The organism is Collimonas pratensis, from assembly GCF_001584185.1.
Classification (GTDB): domain Bacteria; phylum Pseudomonadota; class Gammaproteobacteria; order Burkholderiales; family Burkholderiaceae_D; genus Collimonas; species Collimonas pratensis.
This window is the reverse complement of record NZ_CP013234.1, coordinates 4,413,403-4,432,867: the sequence shown is the minus strand read 5'-3', so window position 1 is coordinate 4,432,867 and position 19,465 is coordinate 4,413,403. Positions and strand designations below refer to the sequence as shown.

The following is a 19,465-nucleotide window of genomic DNA, read 5'->3' as shown; positions in this document are numbered from 1 at the left end:
TACTACGGAGCGCGTATCTCTGTCATTGCCGTGCCACGTTCTTCAAACACGATGATTCCGCTTGATTGCTGCTTAATTGCTGCCTAGTGATCTGAGCTTTGCGCCGCCGCCAATGCATGCGCATGGCTGTCCTCGCTGGAGCCTTTACCGTTGAAGAACAGGTTCAGCAAGACCGCCATGCTGGACGCCAGCAGGATGCCGCTATGCAAAATGGTCGACAGGAACAGCGGCATCTTGTCGAAAAAAGTCGGCGCCACGATAGGGATCATGCCGGCGCCGAAGCTGACGGCGACGATGAACAGGTTATTGCGGTTGCGCTGGAAATCCACGCTCGACAGGATCTTGATGCCGGTCGCTGCCACCATGCCGAACATGACGATGCCGGCGCCGCCCAGCACGAACTGCGGGATCGAGGCGGCCACGTGCGCCATCTTGGGGAACAGGCCGAACAGCATCAGGATTACGCCGGCGGCGGCGCAGACATAGCGGCTGCGCACGCCGGTGACGCCCACCAGGCCGATGTTCTGCGAGAACGAAGTGTACGGGAAGGTATTGAAAATGCCGCCGATGACGCTGCCCAGGCCGTCCACGCGCAAACCGCGCGCCAGGGTCTTGTCGTCGACTTTCTTGCCGACGATTTCACCCAGCGCAATGAACATTCCGGTCGATTCGATCATGGTGACGATCATCACCAGGCACATGCTGATGATGGAGCCGAGGTCGAACTTCGGCCAGCCGTAGTGGAAGGGGCGGATGAAGGCGAACCATTCGGCATCGCCGAGGCCGTAGAAACTGATCTTGCCCATCGCCATGGCGATGACGAAGCCGATCGCCATGCCGGTCAGGACCGAGATGTTGGCGATGAAGCCTTTGACGTATTTGGTGATCAGCAGGATAGAGATCAGCACGATCAGGGCGATGCCGAGGCTGGTCGGCGAGCCGTAGTCAGGGTTGGGAATCTTGGTGAAGACGCCGTCGACCAGGGTACCGATCACCGGCTGCCCGCCGGCCGCCCAGTTGATGCCGACGCCCATCAGGGAAATGCCGATGACGCTGATCACGGTGCCGGTCACGACCGGCGGGAAGAAGCGCATCAGGCGGCTCATGTAGGGCGCCGCGAAGACGCAGAAGATGCCGGAGACAATCACTGCGCCGTAAATGTGTACGATGGTCAGCTGCGGATTGCCGGCCATGGCCACCATCGGGCCGACGGCGGCGAAGGTGACGCCCATCATGACTGGCATCTTGATGCCGAATTTCCAGAAGCCGAGACACTGGATCAGGGTCACCAGGCCGCAGCAGAACAGGTCGGCGCTGATCAGGAAAGCGATGTCGCTTTTTGCCAGGTTGAGGGCGCCGCCGATGATCAGCGGCACCGCGATGGCGCCGGCATACATCACCAGCACATGCTGCAGGCCGAGGGCCGCAAGTTTTCCTACGGGGAGTATTTCATCTACCGGTTCTGTGCTGCTGGTCATCGTGTGTCTCCTAGGTACCATTTATAGTTAGTGCTTGCGGCGACATCAATCCGGCCTCCAGTAACCCTGGGATTTCTGCCCGACCGGCCTGCTGCGCCACAGCCTTCACAAGTCACCGCTTGCTGGAAGCGGGCTCGTGCTGTTCGATACTACTTGGCCCAGTCCCTCACGATATATAGCTTGCCTGATAGTTGATTTACGTATTTGGATATATGAGGAAAACTCGTTGCTACAGAGGAATTTGTGTTGTGTTTTTGTGTTTATTGCTACTTCGCCAGCATGCTCTTGGCGGCAATCCCGATCTGTTCGCGCAGCCATTTGTGTTCGGTGGCCTGGTGCACTCGTTCATGCCATAGTTGATAGAAACGCATGGGTGGAAACTTGATCGGCAGGGTGAAGCTTTTCAGCGCCAGCGTCTTTTCATAGAAGCGGGCGAACTGGCGGCCGGTGGTCAGCACCAGGTCGGTTTGCGCCACCATATAGGGCAGCATGCCGAAATAGGCCGATTCCACCACCACGTTGCGGTTCAGGTTCTGGCTGTCGAGGAAGGAATCGATGATGCCGTGGTAGCCGGGCAACACCTGCCACGGCGCCACGTGCGGCAATGACAGGTAGTCTTCCACCGTCATCTGGTCCGGCCCGGTGCGCTTGGCGTAGGCGCTGTCGGCCCGCATCAGGCAGACGATGGGATCGTCGAACAGTTTCGACAGGTGCAAATGGGCCGGCGGTTCGTCCCAGTTGGCGATCACCAGGTCGAGGTCGCCGTCGGACAGCAGCCTGACGTAGTCGGTTTCCGGCCCCAGGGCGTGGATCACGATGCGGCTCTTGGGCGATTCGCGCCGCAGGCGCGCCACCACTTCCAGGAAAAACGGCGTATTCATGTAATCTGGTGCTGCAATATGGAAAGTGCGCGCCTCGGCCTGGGGCACGAAGGCGGTCTTTTGCACGAACAGGCGTTCGGTTTCTTCGAGGATGCGCTTGGCCGGCTTCAGCAGGCTTTCGCCGTGCTGGGTCGGCACCATGCCGCGCGCGCCGCGCACCAGCAAGGGGTCGCCGGTGAGTTCGCGCAGCTTGCGCAGCGAGGCCGAGATCGAGGGTTGCGGCTGGTTGAGTTTGAGCGCCACCCGCGAGACGTTCTTCTCGCACAGCAGCAGATACAGGATGCGTATCAGGTGGATATCCAGGTGGTCCGGCAGCTTGGCCATGTTGTCTCCTGCAATTTATATTTATTGGTTTCGTATTTTTACGATACTCTCGAAGTTCATTTTGTTATATGGATATGCATATGTCAAATATATCTGGATATCCATGTTTTCAAAGGCCGTTGCGTTTATCTTGCGTGAATCTGGCGCGCTTTTTACGTTAAGGGGCCGTTAGGGAATAAGTTGGGCATTTGGGCGAACGTAACAGCGGCAGCAGCGCGCCAGCTACGGCCAGCACAAATGTTCAACTTATTTTCTGACGGGGCCGAAGCGCAGGCAGGGGAAGATGAAGGATGGGCAGGCAGGTATCTTGCTTATCCGCTCATGTTGGCCGTAGCGGAGCTAAGCAGTTAAAAAAAGTTCGCGGCCGTGTTGAGGTAAATATTTCGATTTTTATTTGAAGCGGGAACAAGGCGAAGCAACGCAGTTATCGGTTCAAATATAAAGCGAAATAACCTCTATCGTTTGCAGAGCCCGCAGTGGCAGACGAGCATTAATCGTTGGGGAAGACATGGATGCATTGTTAGTTTCATACGGGGTCGAATGGCTCAATCTGCTGGTCCGCTGGCTGCACCTGATCACGGGTATCGCCTGGATCGGCGCATCCTTTTATTTTGTCTGGCTCGATAATTCGATCCGGCCGCCGAAAGCGGGTTCCGACCTGGCCAAGAAGGGCGTCTCCGGCGAGTTGTGGGCAGTCCACGGCGGCGGCTTCTACAATCCGCAAAAATACCTGGTGGCGCCGGCTGAACTGCCGGACGACCTGCACTGGTTCAAATGGGAAGCCTACGCCACCTGGCTGTCGGGCTTCGCCATGCTGTTCATTGTGTATTACTTCAATGCTTCGGCCATGATGATCAACAAGGACGTCGCCGACCTCAGCACCTGGCAGGCGATCGGCGTCGGCCTCGGCACGCTGGTCATCGGCTGGACTGTCTACGACCTGCTGTGCCGCTCGCCGCTGGGCAAGCGCGATGGCTTGCTCGGCCTGGTCATGTACCTGTTCATCGTGGCCGCCGCCTATGTCCTGACGCACCTGCTGAGCGGCCGCGCCGCCTACATCCATGTCGGCGCCATGATCGGCACCATGATGGTGGGTAACGTGCTGATGGTGATCATTCCTGGCCAGCGCAAGCTGGTGGAAGCGATGCGGGTCGGCAAATCGCCGGATCCGATCTACGGCAAGAAGGCCAAGCAACGCAGCGTGCACAACAACTATTTCACACTGCCGGTGCTGTTCATCATGATCAGCAACCACTACGGCATGACTTACAGCCATCCGTACAACTGGCTGATCCTGGCCGCCATCATTGCCGCTGGCGCGCTGATCCGTCACTTCTTCAACCTGCGTCATGCCGGCCGTGTCTCGATCGGCTATCCGATCGCCGGCGTCGCCTTGCTGCTGGCGGTGGCGATTGCGATTGCACCTAAGCCTGTCCAGCCGGTTGCACCTGTCGCCAAGGCAGAAGCTGCTGCGGTTGCAGGCGGCGCCGTCGCCGCCGCAGGCACTGCGACCGCCGCGCCGGCAGCCGACATGGCGCACATCCAGGAAATCATCGGCCAGCGCTGCGCCACCTGCCACTCGGCGCAGCCGACCCAGCCGGGCTTTGCCACGGCGCCGGCCGGCGTCATGCTGCAAACGCCTGACCTGATCCGCCAACACGCCGACAAGATCTATCAGCAAGCGGTGCAGCTGAAGGCCATGCCGCTGGCGAACATGACGCATATCACCGACGACGAACGCGCCCTGATCGGCGCCTGGTATACCGCCGGCGCCAAGTAAGCCGCGCGCTGTTACCTTCCAGTCAAACGCAGGAAGCCGCCTGAGCAATAGCTTTACGCTCAGGCGCTGTCGCCTGCACTATCCCTACAGTTTCATTTGGAGTTTTCATGTCCCAAACCATCACTATCGACGGTTTCAACCTGACTGCGCAGCAAGTCGTCGACGTCGCCCGCGCCCCGCACTTGCCGGTGACCCTGGCAGACTCTTCACGCGCCGCCCTGAAGGAAAGCCGCGACTACATCGAATCGACCTGGATGCACGACGAAGCGCCGATGATGTACAGCTTCAACACCGGTGTCGGCCTGCTGAAAGATACCCGCATCAAGGTCGAGCACATCGAACTGTTCCAGACCCAGTTGATCAAAGCCCATTGCGCCGGCCTCGGTGAACCGTTCCCGGAAGAAGTCAGCCGCGCCACCATGCTGTTGCGCGCCAACGCCTTCGCCAGCAATTACTCGGCGCCGCGGGTGGAAGTGGTGGACCGCCTGCTGGCTTTCCTGAATGCCGGCATCCATCCGATCATGCCGCAAAAGGGCTCGGTCGGCGCTTCCGGCGATCTGGCACCCTTGTCTTATCTGGCGGCAGCGATTGCCGGTTTCGATGAAGCCGAAGTGATGTACCAGGGCCAGCGCATGAGCGCGCCTGAGGCGATCACCAAGTCCGGCGTCGGTCCGGTCAAGTTTGACCTGAAAGCCAAGGATGCATCAGCCCTGATCAACGGCTGTACCGCTTCGCTGGCGGTGGCTGTGCTGGTGACGCACGATGCGCGCAACCTGCTGAGCGACGCCTGTTTGTCGCTGGGCCTGACGCTGGAAGCCATGCGCGCCGAAATGGCCGCGTTCGACCACCGCATCCAGCAAGCCCGTCCGCATGCCGGCCAGATCAAGACCGCCGCCATCATCCGCAAGCTGCTGTCGGGTTCCACCCGCACCACGCACGAAGCGCGCTCGGTGCAGTTTCCGGAAGAAACGCGCCGCACCGATATTCCATACAGCTCGCGCATCCAGGACGTCTACTCCCTGCGCTGCTCGCCGCAAGTCTACGGCCCGGTGTTCGATGCGCTGGATTACATCGACAACATCGTCGACAAGGAAATCAATTCTGCCACCGACAACCCGCTGATTTTCAGCAAAGAAGAAGCGGAAGGCGGCGGCTTCGAGATCATCTCCGGCGGCAATTTCCACGGCCAGTACCTGGCGCAAGCGATGGACTTGCTGGCAATCGCGATTGCCGATCTGGGCAGCATCTGCGAACGCCGCATCGCCCGCCTGATCGATCCGACCCTGTCGTGGGGCTTGCCACGCAACCTGATGAGCGGCGTGCGCGGCGTCAATACCGGCTATCCGGTAGTGCAATGTTCGATGAGTTCGCTGGTGATGGAAAACCGCACCCTGTGCATGCCGGGCAGCGTCGACAGCATCCCGGCCAAGGGCAACAGCGAAGACCACGTCTCGAACTCGACGTGGTGCGCGCGCAAGGCGGCCACGGTGGTGGCCAACACGCAGTACATCATCGGCGTTGAAATGCTGCTGGCGGCGCAGGCGCTGACCATGACGGAAGACCTGCTGCCGGGCTTTGTGCTGGGTCAAGGTACGCAAGCGGCTCACCAGGAAATCCGCCGCCAGATCCCGGCTTGCCTGGAAGGCGACCGCTGGTTCCACAACGATATCGTGGTGGCGCAGTCGTTCGTGGTCAGTGGCTCGGTGCGCAATGCGGTGGTCAAGCAGATCGGCGAGTTCGCCTGACTGAGATAGGGTGAAGGAGGGCGGTTCAAGGAATCGCCTTCTGTCAGATGTAAATAAAAAAGGAGCTGCAATGACGCCGCTCCTTTTTTTACGTTTGCGAGATTTGCCGCAGGCTCACTCAGACCACAGCTTGCCGGCGGTAGCCCAGTTCTCGCGTTTTACTTCCTGGATGATGATATCCACCGATTCCGGTCCGCAATCCAGCGTCTTGCAGGTGACTTCTGTGATGGCCTGGACGAAGGCGCGCTTTTGTTCCGGGCTGCGGCCTTCGAAGAGTTGTACATTGAATGTCGGCATGCTTGTCCTTGGTGTGAGAGTTGATCAGTGCTGGTAGCCGGAATCGACGGCGTCCAGCTGGCGCAGCAGCGCCGGCCATTCCAGCAGGCCTTCCGGGCTGCCGTCGCCGAGCAGCTGGTCGCGCGTCTTGCGGCAGATGTCGTGCGAAGGCATGTTGAGCCGGCCGCTGCCGGCATGGGCCTTGAGCTGTATTGCGCATGCCTTGTCGAGCGTATCCATCAGTACATAGGCTTCGGCGATGCTGCGGCCGCAGACCAGGCTGCCGTGATTGCGCAGCAGCATGGCAGGCAACTGGCCCAGCTTGGCGATCAGGCGGCTTTGCTCGGTCGGCGTCAGCGCCAGGCCCTCATAGTCATGATAGGCAATCTGTTCATAGAAGCGCAGTGCGTGCTGGGATAGCGGCAGCAAACCGCCGGCCTGGATGCCGATAGCCACCGCATTGGTGTTGTGCAGATGCATCACGCACATGGCGTCCGGGCGTGCCGCGTGGACTGCACCGTGGATGGCGAAGCCGCTGACATTGACCTGGTAGGGCGAATCGCCGACGACGCGGCCCTGGGCGTCGATCTTGACCAGGTTGGAAGCGCAGACTTCATCGAAACGATAACCGAAGGGATTGAGCAGGAAGTGTCCCGGTTCGTCGGGGACGGTGGCCGAGATATGGGTATAGATCAGGTCGTCCCACTGCTTGAGTGCGCACAGGCGGTAGCAGGCTGCCAGGTCTTTGCGCACCTGCCATTCGGCGCTGCTGATGGTGGAAAGATTCGTGTTCATGGTATTCCAGACGGTAAAACGCGCGCCGGTCGCTGGGCGATCGGCGCGCATCAAGAAATGCACCTGCGGTATCAGCTTGCCCGAAACTTAGAAGCGGTGACGGATACCAAAAGCAATGCTGTTGCCGACGGTCTGCTCGGTGATCTTGTCGTACATATAGATCGCATACAGGTCAGTGCGCTTCGACATATTGTAGTCGTAGCCCAGCGATGCCGTATTGCGCTTGAGCGATTCGCCTACCGCCGCGCCGGAGCGCTTGGTGTTGGCCCAGGACGCCAGTACCGCGCCCTGGCCCAGTGGGATGCTGGTGCCGAGTTGCAGCGTCTTGTCTTTCAGGTCGATGTCATGCGAGGTCTGGTCGTAAGTGGCAAACAGCTTGGCGACGGTGAAATCGTAGGTGGCGCCGAGGAACCAGGCCGACTGGCGTGCCGCTACCATGCCGCTTGGCAGCGGGATATTGGTGGATGGCTGCACGTTGCCCGGCGACAGTTCCAGTGGGTTGTTGACCTTCACCCGTTGATAGTAGGCGCTCAATGCCAGCGGACCGTGGAAATACAGCACGTTGGCGCCGATATTATTCTTGCCGGTGTTGCCCGCCTGTTCGCCGAACTGGTAATGGAAGTTGGCTTTCAGGCCGGCGAAGTCCGGCGTGGTGTAGATGACTTCATTGCTCCAGCCGGTATCGCCTGCCAGCGAGCTGGTCCAGCCGGAAGCGTTGAACCAAGGCACATCCAGGTGCAGGATCAGCGGCGACAGCTGGAACGAATCGCCGAACGGGTTGAACAGGATCGACGGCAGGAAGTTCGGCGCCAGGTCGCGCCCCAGGGACACTGCACCGAAGCCGCCGACCAGGCCGACGTTGGCGTCGCGCGAGAACATGGTTTCATTGCCGTCGAAGCGGCCGGTCTGGCCGGTGTCGGCGCGGAAGAACGAGGTCAGGTTGAATTTGGCGGACAATCCGCCGCCCAAGTCCTCGGTGCCCTTGAAGCCGATCCAGGAAGTGGTCAGGCCGCCGCTGTTGACGACGCTGGTGCGTCCTGAGTCGCCGCTGTATTTCATCGAGCCGACGTAAGTGTCGACCAGGCCGGTCACCTGCACCGAAGTTTGCGCCATGGCCGGCAGCGCGACCGCTGCGCCGAAAGCGGCAGCAACTTGTAGTTTTCTCAATCTGTTTTTAGCTGGGTACATCCCTGTCTCCTGATTTTTATAAGATGGTAAATAAAATAAGTTGTAAATAAATAGACTTCCGGTTTTATTCATTTGAAACAACACGCGTCCGTGTTCAAGCAAGGTCCGTGGAACCGCCACGGCGGGTTGAAAAAGCGTTATGCAGAAAACGGATGCGTCGCGCGCCAATGATCGGCGATGTCGATACGCCGGGTAATCCACACCTGGCCGTGACTCTGCACATAATCGAGGAAGCGCGCCAACGCTGCAGCCCGTCCGGGACGGCCGACCAGGCGGCAGTGCAGGCCGACCGACAGCATTTTCGGCTGGTTCAGGCCATGCGGATCGCCTTCGCGGTAGAGCACGTCGAAAGCGTCTTTCAGGTAATCGAAGAACTGGGTGCCGGAATTGAAGCCTTGCATGGCGGCGAAGCGCATGTCGTTGGTGTCCAGGGTGTAAGGTACGATCAGCTGCGGTTTGCTTTGCGCCGTACCGTTGCCATCTTTGAAACTCACCTGTTCCCAGAACGGCAGGTCGTCGCCATAGTGGTCGGCGTCGTAGCTGAAGCCGCCGTGTTCCATGACCAGGCGGCGGGTATTCGGCGAATCGCGTCCGGTATACCAGCCGAGCGGGGCGCTGCCGGTCAGTTGCTGGATGACGCTGACCGCTTCGGCGATATGCGCGCGTTCGGTGGCTTCATCAATATTCTGGTAGCTGATCCAGCGCAAGCCGTGGCAGGCGATTTCGTGGCCAAGTTCTTGAAAAGCCGCGGTCGCTTCCGGGTTGCGCTGTAGCGCGCGCGCAACACCGAACACGGTCAGCGGCAGGCGGCGCTCTTCAAACATTCGCAATAAACGCCAGACGCCGGCACGCGAACCGTATTCGTACAGCGATTCCATGCTCATGTGGCGCGCCGGGAAACTCTGGGCGCCGACGATTTCGGAGAGGAAGGTTTCGGAGCCGGCGTCGCCGTCCAGCACGCAGTTTTCGCTGCCTTCTTCATAGTTCAGCACGAACTGCAGGGCGATCCGGGCCTTGTGCGGCCATTGCGGATGGGGCGGCGTGCGGCCGTAGCCGGTCATGTCGCGTGGATAGTGGGGATCGGTGTTGATGGTCATTGCTAGGCCTGGAGTGTGCGATTGATCTGAATGCATTGTAGGAATTATGTGCGCTGCAGCCATGATTAATATATGCCGGATAGTATATTGACCTAGACCCTGCGGTATATCATTTGCTCGATACTCGTTTTCAACTAATCGATATAAGGAATTATCATGGGGAACGCCGTTGGAAAATTAAGCACGCATGTTCTGGATATTACCCAGGGCAAGCCGGGCGTAGGGGTCAAAATCGCACTGTATTCGGTCACAGCCGCCGGCCGCAGCCTGCTGAAGAACGCCGTGACCAATCAGGATGGCCGGGTAGACGTGCCTTTGCTGCAGGGTGAAGAGATGCAGGCCGGACAATACGAACTGGTGTTTTCGGCCGGCGACTATTTCGCTGCGCAGGGAATCGAGCTGCCGGCCCCGCGTTTTGTTGATCGCGTGACACTGGCTTTTGGCATCGCCCATGCCGATCAGAACTACCACGTGCCGCTGGTGGTATCGCCGTGGTCGTATTCTACCTATCGCGGCAGCTGAATAGTCCCGCCAGTCTGCCACGCGGGGCACGCCATCCAGGCGGCCCCAGGTTGAGATAGACCCTGGGTCTATCGTCAAATAACCACATCCGCAAGATCAATCCGCCCGCCCTATAAGCTTTGTGCTAAACTGTGTCTCAACATTTTTCGATAAATGGCGGACCGGTTGCAGCTTTAGCCCGGCCGGCCGGATTGAAATCTAAGGAATGAGCGGTGCACCCGTGGTGCGGCTGTCTTGTTCAAGTCTTATTGTCCCCGCCCTCATTAATCCTCCTCTAACGGGCGCTGGACAGCAGTATCAACAGCTTTCTCTTTGACCGGGCATCAGGCAGATTTACGACGCCTGCCGTTGAACATAAGCTCTGCAAATTTTTTAATAAAATTTAAATAAACTACGTCGTACATGAATACTATTGAGGCCAAGAAAGTCCTCGAAACTGCATTGCTCTGTGCTCACGAGCCGCTGTCGCTTAACGACTTGAAAAAGCTGTATATGCGAAATGGCGAGGATAGCGCTGAGGATGACGGCGAAATCAATGCAGATACGATCAGGTCTATGCTGGAGGAACTGCGTTCTGACTGGTCGGACAAGGGCATCGAGGTAGTTGCCCTGTCGACCGGCTGGCGCTTTCAGAGCCGCCCGGAGATGAAAATCTACCTGGAGCGCCTGAATCCGGAAAAACCGCCGAAATACTCGCGCGCCACCCTTGAAACCTTGGCAATTATTGCCTATCGTCAACCGGTAACCCGCGGCGATATCGAGGAAATCCGTGGCGTCACTGTCAATTCGCAGACCGTGAAGATGCTGGAAGAACGTGGCTGGATCGAGGCGATCGGCCACCGCGATGTGCCGGGGCGGCCGGCCCTGTTTGCCACCACCAAGCATTTTCTCGACGATCTCGGCCTGACCTCGCTGGATCAGCTGCCGCCGCTGCAGCAGGTTGCCCGGAATGACATGCAGGAAGGCAATCTGCTCGAATTGCAGGCGCTCGAAGCAGACCTGGAAGCGAGCATGGAGGCAAGGGCAGCGCTGGATGCCGCCGCAGCCAAGGAAGCAAGCGAAATACAGCTGGAGTCCGAGTTGGCTGAGCTGGATCCGGCAACGGATACGGCAGCCGAGGACTCTGCCGGCGAAGAACATATTGCAGAACCAGTGGCGGAAGATGTTGTCGATGAAAATATCGGCGAATCGGAAGCCATGACGGAAAATGCAGCGGAAACGACTGAGGAGATAACTGCTCAGCCACAGGAAACAACCGCTGCATCGAATGAAACCCACACCAACGACCAAGCGCCCGCATCGGATGATGAAGCCACGCCAGGTCGGCATAACCAACACCTGAATAATGAACCCACCTAGTTCCAATGATGCACCGGTCGTCGACGTGACAGCCGCCACTGAACCGAAGCCAGCTAAAAAGCCGAGAGCGCGCAAAGTCGCGGTTGACGCTGGGGCCGTTGCAGAGGCTCCCGTTGCGGCCGAGCCGGCCAAGCGTGCACCGCGTGCGCCGCGCAAGAAAGTCGCCGCGGCCGCCGATGAAAACAGTGCAGCATCGGAAGTCGCTCCTGTCGCCGTCAATGCAGCGGAAGCAGCGGCCCCGGCCAAGCCGAAAGCCGCACCGCGCAAGAAGGCCGCAGCACCTGTCGAGCCGGTTGCCAGTGTAGAGGTGGTTGCATCCGTGGTTGCCCAGGCGGTACCGGTGGTGATGGAAACTGTACCGTTCGTCAGTACGACGGAGCAGGACGGCGCACCGCGTGAACGGCCGGCCAAGCGTGGCGTGCGCGGTCCGCGTGCCTTGCGCAGCAACCGTGCCGCCCAGCGTGCACAAGAATCTTCAGCTGCTGCTGAAGCCGCAGCCGAAGGTGGCAATCCGGCCGCTGCTGACGGCCAGCCGGCTGTAGCGCAGAATGGCGAAGCAGGCGAACAGCGTCAGCCGCGTGGCGAACGCAACAATGGCCGCGGTGGTGAGCGCGGCGCCGACCGTAATTCACGCGAGCGTCCGCAAAAAGGCAAAAAGCCGCAAGCCCAGGGTGGCAAGCCGGGCCAGCAAGGTCAGCGCGGCGGCAAGCCGGGTGGCCGTGGCGCCGACGCCGACGAGGTGTTTTCCTTTGTTACCTCGGAATCGTTCGATACGCTGGTGACGACAGAGGATGCCAATGACCGCCGCCAGGCCGCACAAAAGGCCGTCCGCCGCGACCTCACCGCGGAAGACGATGCGCCTAAGCTGCACAAGGTATTGGCGGAAGTCGGCCTGGGTTCGCGGCGCGACATGGAAGAATTGATTATCGCCGGCCGGGTGTCGGTCAACAGCGAGCCGGCCCATATCGGCCAGCGCATCCTGCCGACCGACCAGATCCGCATCAACGGCAAGTTGCTGCAGCGCAAGGTTAGCAAGCGTCCGCCGCGGGTGCTGGTGTACCACAAGCCGGCTGGCGAGATTGTCAGCCACAACGACCCGGATGGCCGTCCATCGGTATTCGATCGTTTGCCTAACATGAAGGCAGCCAAATGGCTGGCCGTAGGACGCCTGGACTTCAACACCGAAGGCCTGCTGCTGTTTACCACCTCCGGCGACCTGTGCAACCGCTTGATGCATCCACGTTACGGCATCGACCGCGAATACGCAGTGCGTACCCTGGGCGAGCTGGAACAAGGCATGCGCCAGAAGCTGCTGGCTGGCGTCGAGCTGGAAGACGGCCTGGCGCAATTCACCAAGATTGCAGACGGCGGCGGCGAAGGCATCAACAAATGGTATCGCGTGGTGATCGGCGAAGGCCGTAACCGCGAAGTGCGCCGCATGTTCGAGGCCATCGGCCTGACCGTGTCGCGCCTGATCCGTACCCGTTACGGCGCCATGACGCTGCCGCGCGGCCTCAAGCGCGGCCGCTGGGAAGAGCTGGAAGAGAACGCAGTGCGCGACATGATGGCAGCTTATGGGCTGGACAAGCCGGCAGCCGGCCAGAATGCAGGCGGCGGCAAGGGGCGTCCCGATTTCAACAAGGATCGCGGCGAACCTAACGGCAATCGCGCCGACAGCGCGCCGCAAGGCCCGGGTGTGGGTGTTTACCGTGACCAGGGCGGCTTTGGCGGTCAGCGTGGCAATCAAGGGCGTGGCCCTGGCGGCGGCCAAGGCCGTCCGCAAGGTGGCGGTCAAGGCCGCCCACAGGGTGGTGGCCAGGGTCGTCCGCAAGGTGGTGGCGGTCAGCCGCGCAGCCGTCAGCCGGATCCTCTGCAGACTGCCCTGGGCTTCCCGGATGCCGGGCAGCACCGGCGCAATGGCGGCGGCAGCGGTTTTGCCCGTCCGGCGCGTCCTAACAAGACGGCTGGCGGACCGACCGGCGGCGGACATTTTGGCGCGCAAGGCGTACCGCGCCGTCGTCCACGCGGCTGATCGGCAGTTTCTTGCCATGGCGGCATTTTGCCGCTGTGGACAGGATGAAAAGATGTGGCGGGAAGTGTTGCAATAATGATCAATTTGCTGTCTGTGAACGGGCGAATGTCAATAAATGCAAATTTCCTGCATTGCGGTACATAGCCCAATCGTTTATAATTTACAAGTTAACAGAAGTCATTAACGAGATTTAATGCGAAATTAAATTGGAAGCAGGTCAAAAATTTCAATTTGATGCGCAGCCGGTCTCGCGAAACTGCTTGAAATGACAAACGATAAGAAGATGGGCAGATGCCCATTTTTTTTTTGCTTTTCGTTTTTGGCGGCTTTTGAGTCGTACGTGCAGATTGTGTGTGTATCGGGCCTGCGTTGCCGGGCCGGTAGCATTATTTATAGGGAGTTGCCTTGCAGTTGCTGGAGCTGATTGAAACAACCGTGGTTGGCATGGGCTATGAGCTGGTCGAATTCGAAAAGGCCGCGCGTGGCTTGTTGCGCGTATACATCGATTTCACGCCGGAAAATGCCGCGCAGGGCCAGATCACGGTAGAAGATTGCGAAAAAGTGACGCATCAACTGTTGCACGTGCTGACGGTGGAAAATGTCGTGTACGAGCGGCTGGAAGTATCGTCGCCAGGCCTCGACCGGCCGTTGAAGAAACTGGCTGACTATGTGCGTTTCGCCGGCAAGGAAGCCATCGTGAAATTGCGCGTGGCGATGCCGGGCGCAGCACATCGCAAGTCGTTTCAAGGCGTCCTCGGCGAACCCGACGGCGAGAACTTGAAAATCGAATTTGAAACAAAAGATGGGTCGGCGGTGTTGGATTTTACGCTCGCTGACGTAGATAAGGCACACCTGGTGCCGCAAGTGGATTTTAGGAGTCGCAAAGCATGAGTCGCGAAATTTTATTGTTGGTCGATGCGCTCGCGCATGAAAAAAACGTCGATCGGGATGTTGTGTTCGGTGCGCTCGAACACGCGCTTGGACAGGCAACCAAAAAACGCTACGAGGGCGACGTCGATATCCGCGTCACGATCGATCGTGAAACCGGAGAGTTCGAATCCTTCCGCCGCTGGCACGTTGTGCCGGATGAAGCGGGTCTGCAATTGCCGGACCAGGAAATCCTGCTGTTCGAAGCCAAGGAACAGATTGACGACGTTGAAGTCGACGACCACATCGAAGAGCCGATCGAATCGGTGGAATTCGGCCGTCGCTTTGCGCAAGACACCAAGCAGGTCGTGCTGCAACGGATCCGTGACGCTGAACGCGAACAGATCCTGGCCGACTTCCTGGAACGCGGCGATTCGCTGGTCACCGGCACCATCAAGCGCATGGAACGCGGCGACGCGATTGTCGAATCGGGCAAGATCGAAGCACGCTTGCCGCGCGACCAGACGATTCCTAAGGAAAACCTGCGTATCGGCGACCGTGTCCGTGCCTTCATCCTGCGTATCGACCGCAATGCACGCGGCCCGCAAGTGATTTTGTCGCGCACCGCGCCGGAATTCATCATGAAGCTGTTCGAACTGGAAGTACCGGAAATCGAACAAGGCTCGCTGGAAATCAAGTCGGCGGCACGCGACCCTGGCGTACGCGCCAAGATTGCCGTGTTCACCGCGGACAAGCGCATCGATCCTATCGGCACTTGCGTCGGCATGCGCGGTTCGCGCGTGCAGGCCGTGACTGGCGAACTGGGCGGCGAACGGGTCGACATCGTGCTGTGGTCGGAAGATCCGGCGCAATTCGTCATCGGCGCACTGGCTCCGGCCAATGTTTCTTCCATCATGGTTGATGAAGAGAAGCATGCCATGGACGTCGTCGTCGACGAAGAAAACCTGGCCATCGCGATTGGTCGCGGCGGTCAGAACGTGCGCCTGGCGGCAGAACTGACCGGTTGGCAGATCAATATCATGACGGCGGAAGAGTCTGCGGATAAATCAGCGGTGGAAACTGCTGCGATCCGCACCCTGTTCATGGAAAAGCTGGACGTCGACCAGGAAGTCGCTGACATCCTGGTGGAAGAAGGTTTCGCCAGCCTGGAAGAAATCGCCTACGTGCCGATTACCGAAATGCTGGAAATCGATTCGTTTGACGAAGACACCGTCAACGAACTGCGTAACCGTGCCCGCGATGCGCTGGTGACAGAAGCGATTGCTTCGGAAGAAGGACTGGAAGGCATGGAAGATGCGCTGGTCAATTTCGAAGGCATGGACCGGGTTACCGCCGGCAAGCTGGGTTTGGCGGGAGTCAAGACATTGGCTGCGTTCGCCGCCCTGGCTTATGACGAATTTGGCGCGATCCTGGCTTTATCAGCCGACCGTGCGCGTCATTTGATTGAAGAAGAGTTTAAAGATGTGACCGACGATGAGATGAAACTCATCGATGCCAAGTACGATGATCATGCCAAGGCCCTGCAAGCCAAGGCATGGAATACAGCGGAAGCCAAGTGATCAAGTGATCCGAGAGGTTCCGTATCGTCTGCCGCGCCACATAGAAAAAGAGGACTGAATGGCGAGTAACAATGTAGCCCAATTTGCTACCGAACTGAAAATGCCAGCGGATCTGCTGCTGACACAATTACAGTCGGCTGGCGTCCAGAAAAATTCGACTGACGACGCCTTGTCGAAAGAAGACAAGGATCGCCTGCTGGAACACCTGCGCCGTTCGCACGGTGCGGTGCCAGATAGCGAAAAGAAGAAAATCACGCTGACCCGCAAGGAAACCACCGAGATCAAGCAGGCTGACGCCACCGGCAAGTCGCGCACGATCCAGGTTGAAGTGCGCAAGAAGCGTACTTTCGTCAAGCGTGACGAGCCGGTTGCCGAAGTAGCGGCAGCTCCGGCCGCGCCTGCTGCGCCCGTCGTCGACGAAGCAGAACAGGCTCGCCGGGTGGAAGAAGCTCGCCGTCAGGCAGAATTGATCGCTCGCCAGGAAGCCGAATTGCTGGAAAAACAAGAACGCCTGGCCAAGCTGGAAGCTGAGAAGGAAGCGCAAGCCAAGGCTGCGCAAAAAGCTGAAAACGACGCCAAGAAAGCTGAACTGGAAGCCAAGAAAGCCGCTGCGCAAGCCCCGGCTCCGGCCGCTGCCAGCGCTGATGCTCCTGCCAAGCAGGAAGATCCGGCGGCAGAAGAAAAGAAACGCCTGGCTAGCGAAGAAGCCAAGCAAAAGGTTGCGCAAGCCGCCAAGGAAGCCGCCGAGAAATCCGCTGCGACTGAACGTGCCCGCAAGGCCGTGCAGGATGAAGTGGCGCAGATCAAGGCCATGATGAATGCACCGCGCCGCGTGATCAAGGCGCCTGAGCCGGTAGCGCCTGTCGCTGCCCGGCCAAGACTGCCGAAGGCACGCTGCACAAGCCGGCCGACAAGAAACCGGGCGAGAAGAAAGACGACAAGAAGGTCGTGGTCGACAAGAAGTCGATCAAGTCCGCCAACGTCTCTTCGACCTGGCAGGACGACGCCGCCAAGAAGCGCGGCCTCGGCATCAAGACCCGCGGCAATACCGGCGGTGGCCGCGATGGCTGGCGCGGTGGTCCGAAGGGCCGCCGCGGTTCGCATAACGACGACCACGAAAGCAATTTCCAGGCGCCGACAGAAGCGGTCATCAAGGATATTTATATCCCTGAAACCATTACCGTCGCTGAACTGGCGCACAAGATGTCGGTCAAGGCTTCGGAAGTCATCAAGCATTTGATGAAACTGGGCCAGATGGTCACCATCAACCAGGTGCTGGACCAGGAAACTTCGATGATTCTGGTCGAAGAAATGGGCCATACCGCGCACGCTGCGAAGCTGGACGATCCGGAAGCATTGCTGATCGACGGCGAAGAACATGCCGACGCCGAACTGCTGCCGCGTGCACCGGTGGTCACGGTCATGGGTCACGTCGACCATGGTAAGACCTCGCTGCTGGATTACATCCGCCGCGCCAAGGTTGCTTCCGGCGAAGCCGGCGGCATTACCCAGCACATCGGTGCATATCACGTGGAAACACCGCGTGGCATGATCACCTTCCTCGACACCCCGGGCCATGAAGCGTTTACCGCGATGCGTGCCCGTGGCGCCAAGGCAACCGACATTGTCATCCTGGTGGTGGCAGCCGACGACGGCGTAATGCCGCAAACCAAGGAAGCGATCGCCCATGCGAAAGCCGCCGGCGTACCGCTAGTGGTGGCGATCAACAAGATCGACAAACCGGGCGGCAACCTGGATCGCGTCAAGCAGGAACTGATCGCGGAACAAGTGGTGCCGGAAGAATACGGTGGCGAATCGCCATTCGTGCCGGTATCGGCCAAGACTGGCGAAGGCATCGACAACTTGCTGGAACAAGTCCTGCTGCAAGCTGAAGTGCTGGAACTGAAGGCAGCGGTTGCTGCCCCGGCGCGTGGCCTGGTGGTGGAAGCGCGTCTCGACAAGGGCCGCGGTCCTGTGGCGACGATCCTGGTGCAGTCCGGCACCTTGAAGCGCGGCGACGTCGTGCTGGCGGGTTCGGCTTATGGCCGTGTCCGTGCGATGCTGGATGAAAACGGCAAGGCGATTTCCGAAGCCGGTCCATCGATTCCGGTCGAAATCCAGGGTCTGACAGAAGTGCCGGTTGCCGGCGAAGAAGTCATGGTCATGGCAGACGAGCGCAAGGCGCGTGAAATCGGTCAGTTCCGTCAAGGTAAATACCGTGACGTCAAGCTGGCCAAGCAGCAAGCCGCGAAGCTGGAAAACATGTTCGACCAGATGGCCGAAGGCGAGGTCAAGAACCTGCCGATGATCATCAAGACCGACGTCCAAGGTTCGCAAGAAGCGTTGGTGCAGTCGCTGCAGAAGCTGTCGACCAGCGAAGTCCGGGTTCAGGTGGTGCACGCCGGCGTCGGCGGCATCAGCGAGTCGGACGTCAACCTGGCAGTCGCTTCCAAGGCCGTGATTATCGGCTTCAATGCCCGAGCCGATGCGTCGGCACGCAAGCTGGCGGAAGCCAACGGCGTCGACATCCGTTACTACAACATCATTTACGATGCCGTGGACGAGATCAAGGCAGCGATGTCCGGCATGTTGTCGCCGGAGAAGCGTGAACAGAACCTCGGCCTGGTGGAAATTCGCCAGGTGCTGCTGGTCAGCAAAGTCGGCGCGATTGCCGGTTGCTACGTGCTCGAAGGCCTGGTCAAGCGTGGCGCTTCGGTCCGTCTGCTGCGCGACAACGTAGTCTTGTGGACAGGCGAGCTGGATTCGCTGAAACGCTTCAAGGATGACGTCAAGGAAGTCCGTTCCGGCTTCGAATGCGGTCTGACCCTGAAGAACTTCAACGACATCAAGGAAGGCGATCACCTCGAAATCTTTGAAGTCGAAGAAATCGCGCGTACCCTGTAATAGTCAAAGCACACGCACGCAGTTCCGGTGCGTAAGGCAGGAAAATCGGGCTAACAGCCCGATTTTCGTTTGGTAATATCATGTGGTTTCGTAGGGTGGGCACTTCGTGCCCACCCTACGGGGCATCGATTTCGATGCATGGTTTGCAAGGTGGGTATTCTGTCTACGTGTCAGTTGAAAAGTTGTTGGTAGTTCATTTGTGAAAGATATAGCGTGTAACAGCGCCGAATAAAAGTATGGCTAAACATAGTAAATCCATCCCCGGCCGCGGCCTGCGCGTTGCAGACCAGATCCAGAAGGACTTGTCCGAGATCATCGTGTTCGAGCTGAAAGACCCGCGGGTCGGCATGATCACGATTACCGAAGTGCAGGTGACGCCGGATTACGCCCATGCCAAGGTGTTTTTCACGATGCTCAACGACGACAAGGAAGCGATTGCGAATACCGTCAAGGGTCTGAGCCAGGCTGCCGGTTTCCTGCGCAACCAGCTGGGCCGCCGCCTGTCTATCCACACCTTGCCTGCCTTGCATTTCATCCATGACAATTCGACCGCCCGCGGCGTCGAGATGTCGCGCCTGATCGACCTGGCGAACGCCACCCGTTCCAAGGACGATGGCGAGGAATAAATGGCTTCCCG

General features: G+C 59.1%; 14 protein-coding genes and 1 pseudogene. 9 read left to right on the top strand and 6 right to left on the bottom strand.

What is annotated here, in order from left to right; all coding sequences use genetic code 11:
- Nucleotides 1-83 precede the first annotated feature (83 nt).
- The gene (locus CPter91_RS19705) at nucleotides 84-1,478 is read right to left on the bottom strand and encodes a nucleobase:cation symporter-2 family protein (protein ID WP_061943135.1); all 1,395 of its coding nucleotides are present in this window, start codon (nucleotides 1,476-1,478) and stop codon (nucleotides 84-86) included.
- A 266-nt stretch (nucleotides 1,479-1,744) separates the two neighbouring features.
- Nucleotides 1,745-2,683, bottom strand: coding sequence for a LysR substrate-binding domain-containing protein (locus CPter91_RS19700; RefSeq protein WP_061943133.1), 939 nt, complete (start codon nucleotides 2,681-2,683; stop codon nucleotides 1,745-1,747).
- Between the two features lie 508 nt (nucleotides 2,684-3,191).
- On the opposite strand from CPter91_RS19700, the gene CPter91_RS19695 reads away from it, so the two are divergent.
- Together CPter91_RS19695 and CPter91_RS19690 are read left to right on the top strand one after the other, a co-directional pair.
- Complete coding sequence (locus CPter91_RS19695) at nucleotides 3,192-4,463, top strand: urate hydroxylase PuuD (RefSeq protein WP_061943131.1); 1,272 nt, start codon at nucleotides 3,192-3,194, stop codon at nucleotides 4,461-4,463.
- A gap of 107 nt (nucleotides 4,464-4,570) precedes the next feature.
- Complete coding sequence (locus CPter91_RS19690; RefSeq protein ID WP_061943129.1) at nucleotides 4,571-6,208, top strand: HAL/PAL/TAL family ammonia-lyase; 1,638 nt, start codon at nucleotides 4,571-4,573, stop codon at nucleotides 6,206-6,208.
- A gap of 114 nt (nucleotides 6,209-6,322) precedes the next feature.
- On the opposite strand, the gene CPter91_RS19685 is transcribed toward CPter91_RS19690, so the two are convergent.
- The 4 genes from CPter91_RS19685 to puuE form a co-directional block, all read right to left on the bottom strand.
- Nucleotides 6,323-6,505 (bottom strand): 4-oxalocrotonate tautomerase, encoded by a 183-nt coding sequence (locus CPter91_RS19685; RefSeq protein ID WP_061943127.1) that lies wholly within the window; start codon nucleotides 6,503-6,505, stop codon nucleotides 6,323-6,325.
- A gap of 24 nt (nucleotides 6,506-6,529) precedes the next feature.
- Nucleotides 6,530-7,279 (bottom strand): class II aldolase/adducin family protein, encoded by a 750-nt coding sequence (locus tag CPter91_RS19680; protein WP_061946441.1) that lies wholly within the window; start codon nucleotides 7,277-7,279, stop codon nucleotides 6,530-6,532.
- 87 nt (nucleotides 7,280-7,366) lie between these two features.
- The gene (locus CPter91_RS19675; protein ID WP_061943126.1) at nucleotides 7,367-8,467 is read right to left on the bottom strand and encodes a porin; all 1,101 of its coding nucleotides are present in this window, start codon (nucleotides 8,465-8,467) and stop codon (nucleotides 7,367-7,369) included.
- Nucleotides 8,468-8,604: 137 nt separating this feature from the next.
- Nucleotides 8,605-9,564, bottom strand: coding sequence for an allantoinase PuuE (gene puuE / locus CPter91_RS19670; RefSeq protein WP_061943125.1), 960 nt, complete (start codon nucleotides 9,562-9,564; stop codon nucleotides 8,605-8,607).
- A 156-nt stretch (nucleotides 9,565-9,720) separates the two neighbouring features.
- Between puuE and uraH the strand changes: the two genes are divergently transcribed.
- The 7 genes and pseudogenes from uraH to rbfA all read left to right on the top strand — a co-directional run bounded on the left by uraH (nucleotide 9,721) and on the right by rbfA (nucleotide 19,454).
- Nucleotides 9,721-10,086, top strand: a complete 366-nt coding sequence (gene uraH / locus CPter91_RS19665) for a hydroxyisourate hydrolase (RefSeq protein ID WP_061943124.1) — start codon at nucleotides 9,721-9,723, stop codon at nucleotides 10,084-10,086.
- 402 nt (nucleotides 10,087-10,488) lie between these two features.
- Nucleotides 10,489-11,445, top strand: coding sequence for an SMC-Scp complex subunit ScpB (scpB, locus tag CPter91_RS19660; protein WP_061943123.1), 957 nt, complete (start codon nucleotides 10,489-10,491; stop codon nucleotides 11,443-11,445).
- The gene (locus CPter91_RS19655; protein WP_061943121.1) at nucleotides 11,432-13,477 is read left to right on the top strand and encodes a pseudouridine synthase; all 2,046 of its coding nucleotides are present in this window, start codon (nucleotides 11,432-11,434) and stop codon (nucleotides 13,475-13,477) included. The genes scpB and CPter91_RS19655 overlap by 14 nt, the downstream gene beginning before the upstream one ends.
- Before the next feature lie 405 nt (nucleotides 13,478-13,882).
- Entirely contained in the window at nucleotides 13,883-14,368 is a 486-nt protein-coding gene (rimP, locus tag CPter91_RS19650; protein WP_061943119.1) for a ribosome maturation factor RimP, read from the top strand.
- Nucleotides 14,365-15,924, top strand: a complete 1,560-nt coding sequence (nusA, locus tag CPter91_RS19645; RefSeq protein WP_061943117.1) for a transcription termination factor NusA — start codon at nucleotides 14,365-14,367, stop codon at nucleotides 15,922-15,924. Before rimP ends, nusA begins: the two co-directional genes overlap by 4 nt.
- 58 nt (nucleotides 15,925-15,982) lie before the next feature.
- Nucleotides 15,983-18,828, top strand: a pseudogene (gene infB, locus CPter91_RS19640) (translation initiation factor IF-2).
- 236 nt (nucleotides 18,829-19,064) lie between these two features.
- Nucleotides 19,065-19,454 (top strand): 30S ribosome-binding factor RbfA, encoded by a 390-nt coding sequence (rbfA, locus tag CPter91_RS19635; protein ID WP_061943115.1) that lies wholly within the window; start codon nucleotides 19,065-19,067, stop codon nucleotides 19,452-19,454.
- Nucleotides 19,455-19,465 lie beyond the last annotated feature (11 nt).

Bases quoted from the DNA above. Each gene is read 5' to 3' on its own strand.
- CPter91_RS19705 (WP_061943135.1), bottom strand. From the start codon at position 1,478: ATGACCAGCAGCACAGAACCGGTAGATGAAATACTCCCCGTAGGAAAA.
- CPter91_RS19700 (WP_061943133.1), bottom strand. From the start codon at position 2,683: ATGGCCAAGCTGCCGGACCACCTGGATATCCACCTGATACGCATCCTG.
- CPter91_RS19695 (WP_061943131.1), top strand. From the start codon at position 3,192: ATGGATGCATTGTTAGTTTCATACGGGGTCGAATGGCTCAATCTGCTG.
- CPter91_RS19690 (WP_061943129.1), top strand. From the start codon at position 4,571: ATGTCCCAAACCATCACTATCGACGGTTTCAACCTGACTGCGCAGCAA.
- CPter91_RS19685 (WP_061943127.1), bottom strand. From the start codon at position 6,505: ATGCCGACATTCAATGTACAACTCTTCGAAGGCCGCAGCCCGGAACAA.
- CPter91_RS19680 (WP_061946441.1), bottom strand. From the start codon at position 7,279: ATGAACACGAATCTTTCCACCATCAGCAGCGCCGAATGGCAGGTGCGC.
- CPter91_RS19675 (WP_061943126.1), bottom strand. From the start codon at position 8,467: ATGTACCCAGCTAAAAACAGATTGAGAAAACTACAAGTTGCTGCCGCT.
- puuE (WP_061943125.1), bottom strand. From the start codon at position 9,564: ATGACCATCAACACCGATCCCCACTATCCACGCGACATGACCGGCTAC.
- uraH (WP_061943124.1), top strand. From the start codon at position 9,721: ATGGGGAACGCCGTTGGAAAATTAAGCACGCATGTTCTGGATATTACC.
- scpB (WP_061943123.1), top strand. From the start codon at position 10,489: ATGAATACTATTGAGGCCAAGAAAGTCCTCGAAACTGCATTGCTCTGT.
- CPter91_RS19655 (WP_061943121.1), top strand. From the start codon at position 11,432: ATGAACCCACCTAGTTCCAATGATGCACCGGTCGTCGACGTGACAGCC.
- nusA (WP_061943117.1), top strand. From the start codon at position 14,365: ATGAGTCGCGAAATTTTATTGTTGGTCGATGCGCTCGCGCATGAAAAA.
- rbfA (WP_061943115.1), top strand. From the start codon at position 19,065: ATGGCTAAACATAGTAAATCCATCCCCGGCCGCGGCCTGCGCGTTGCA.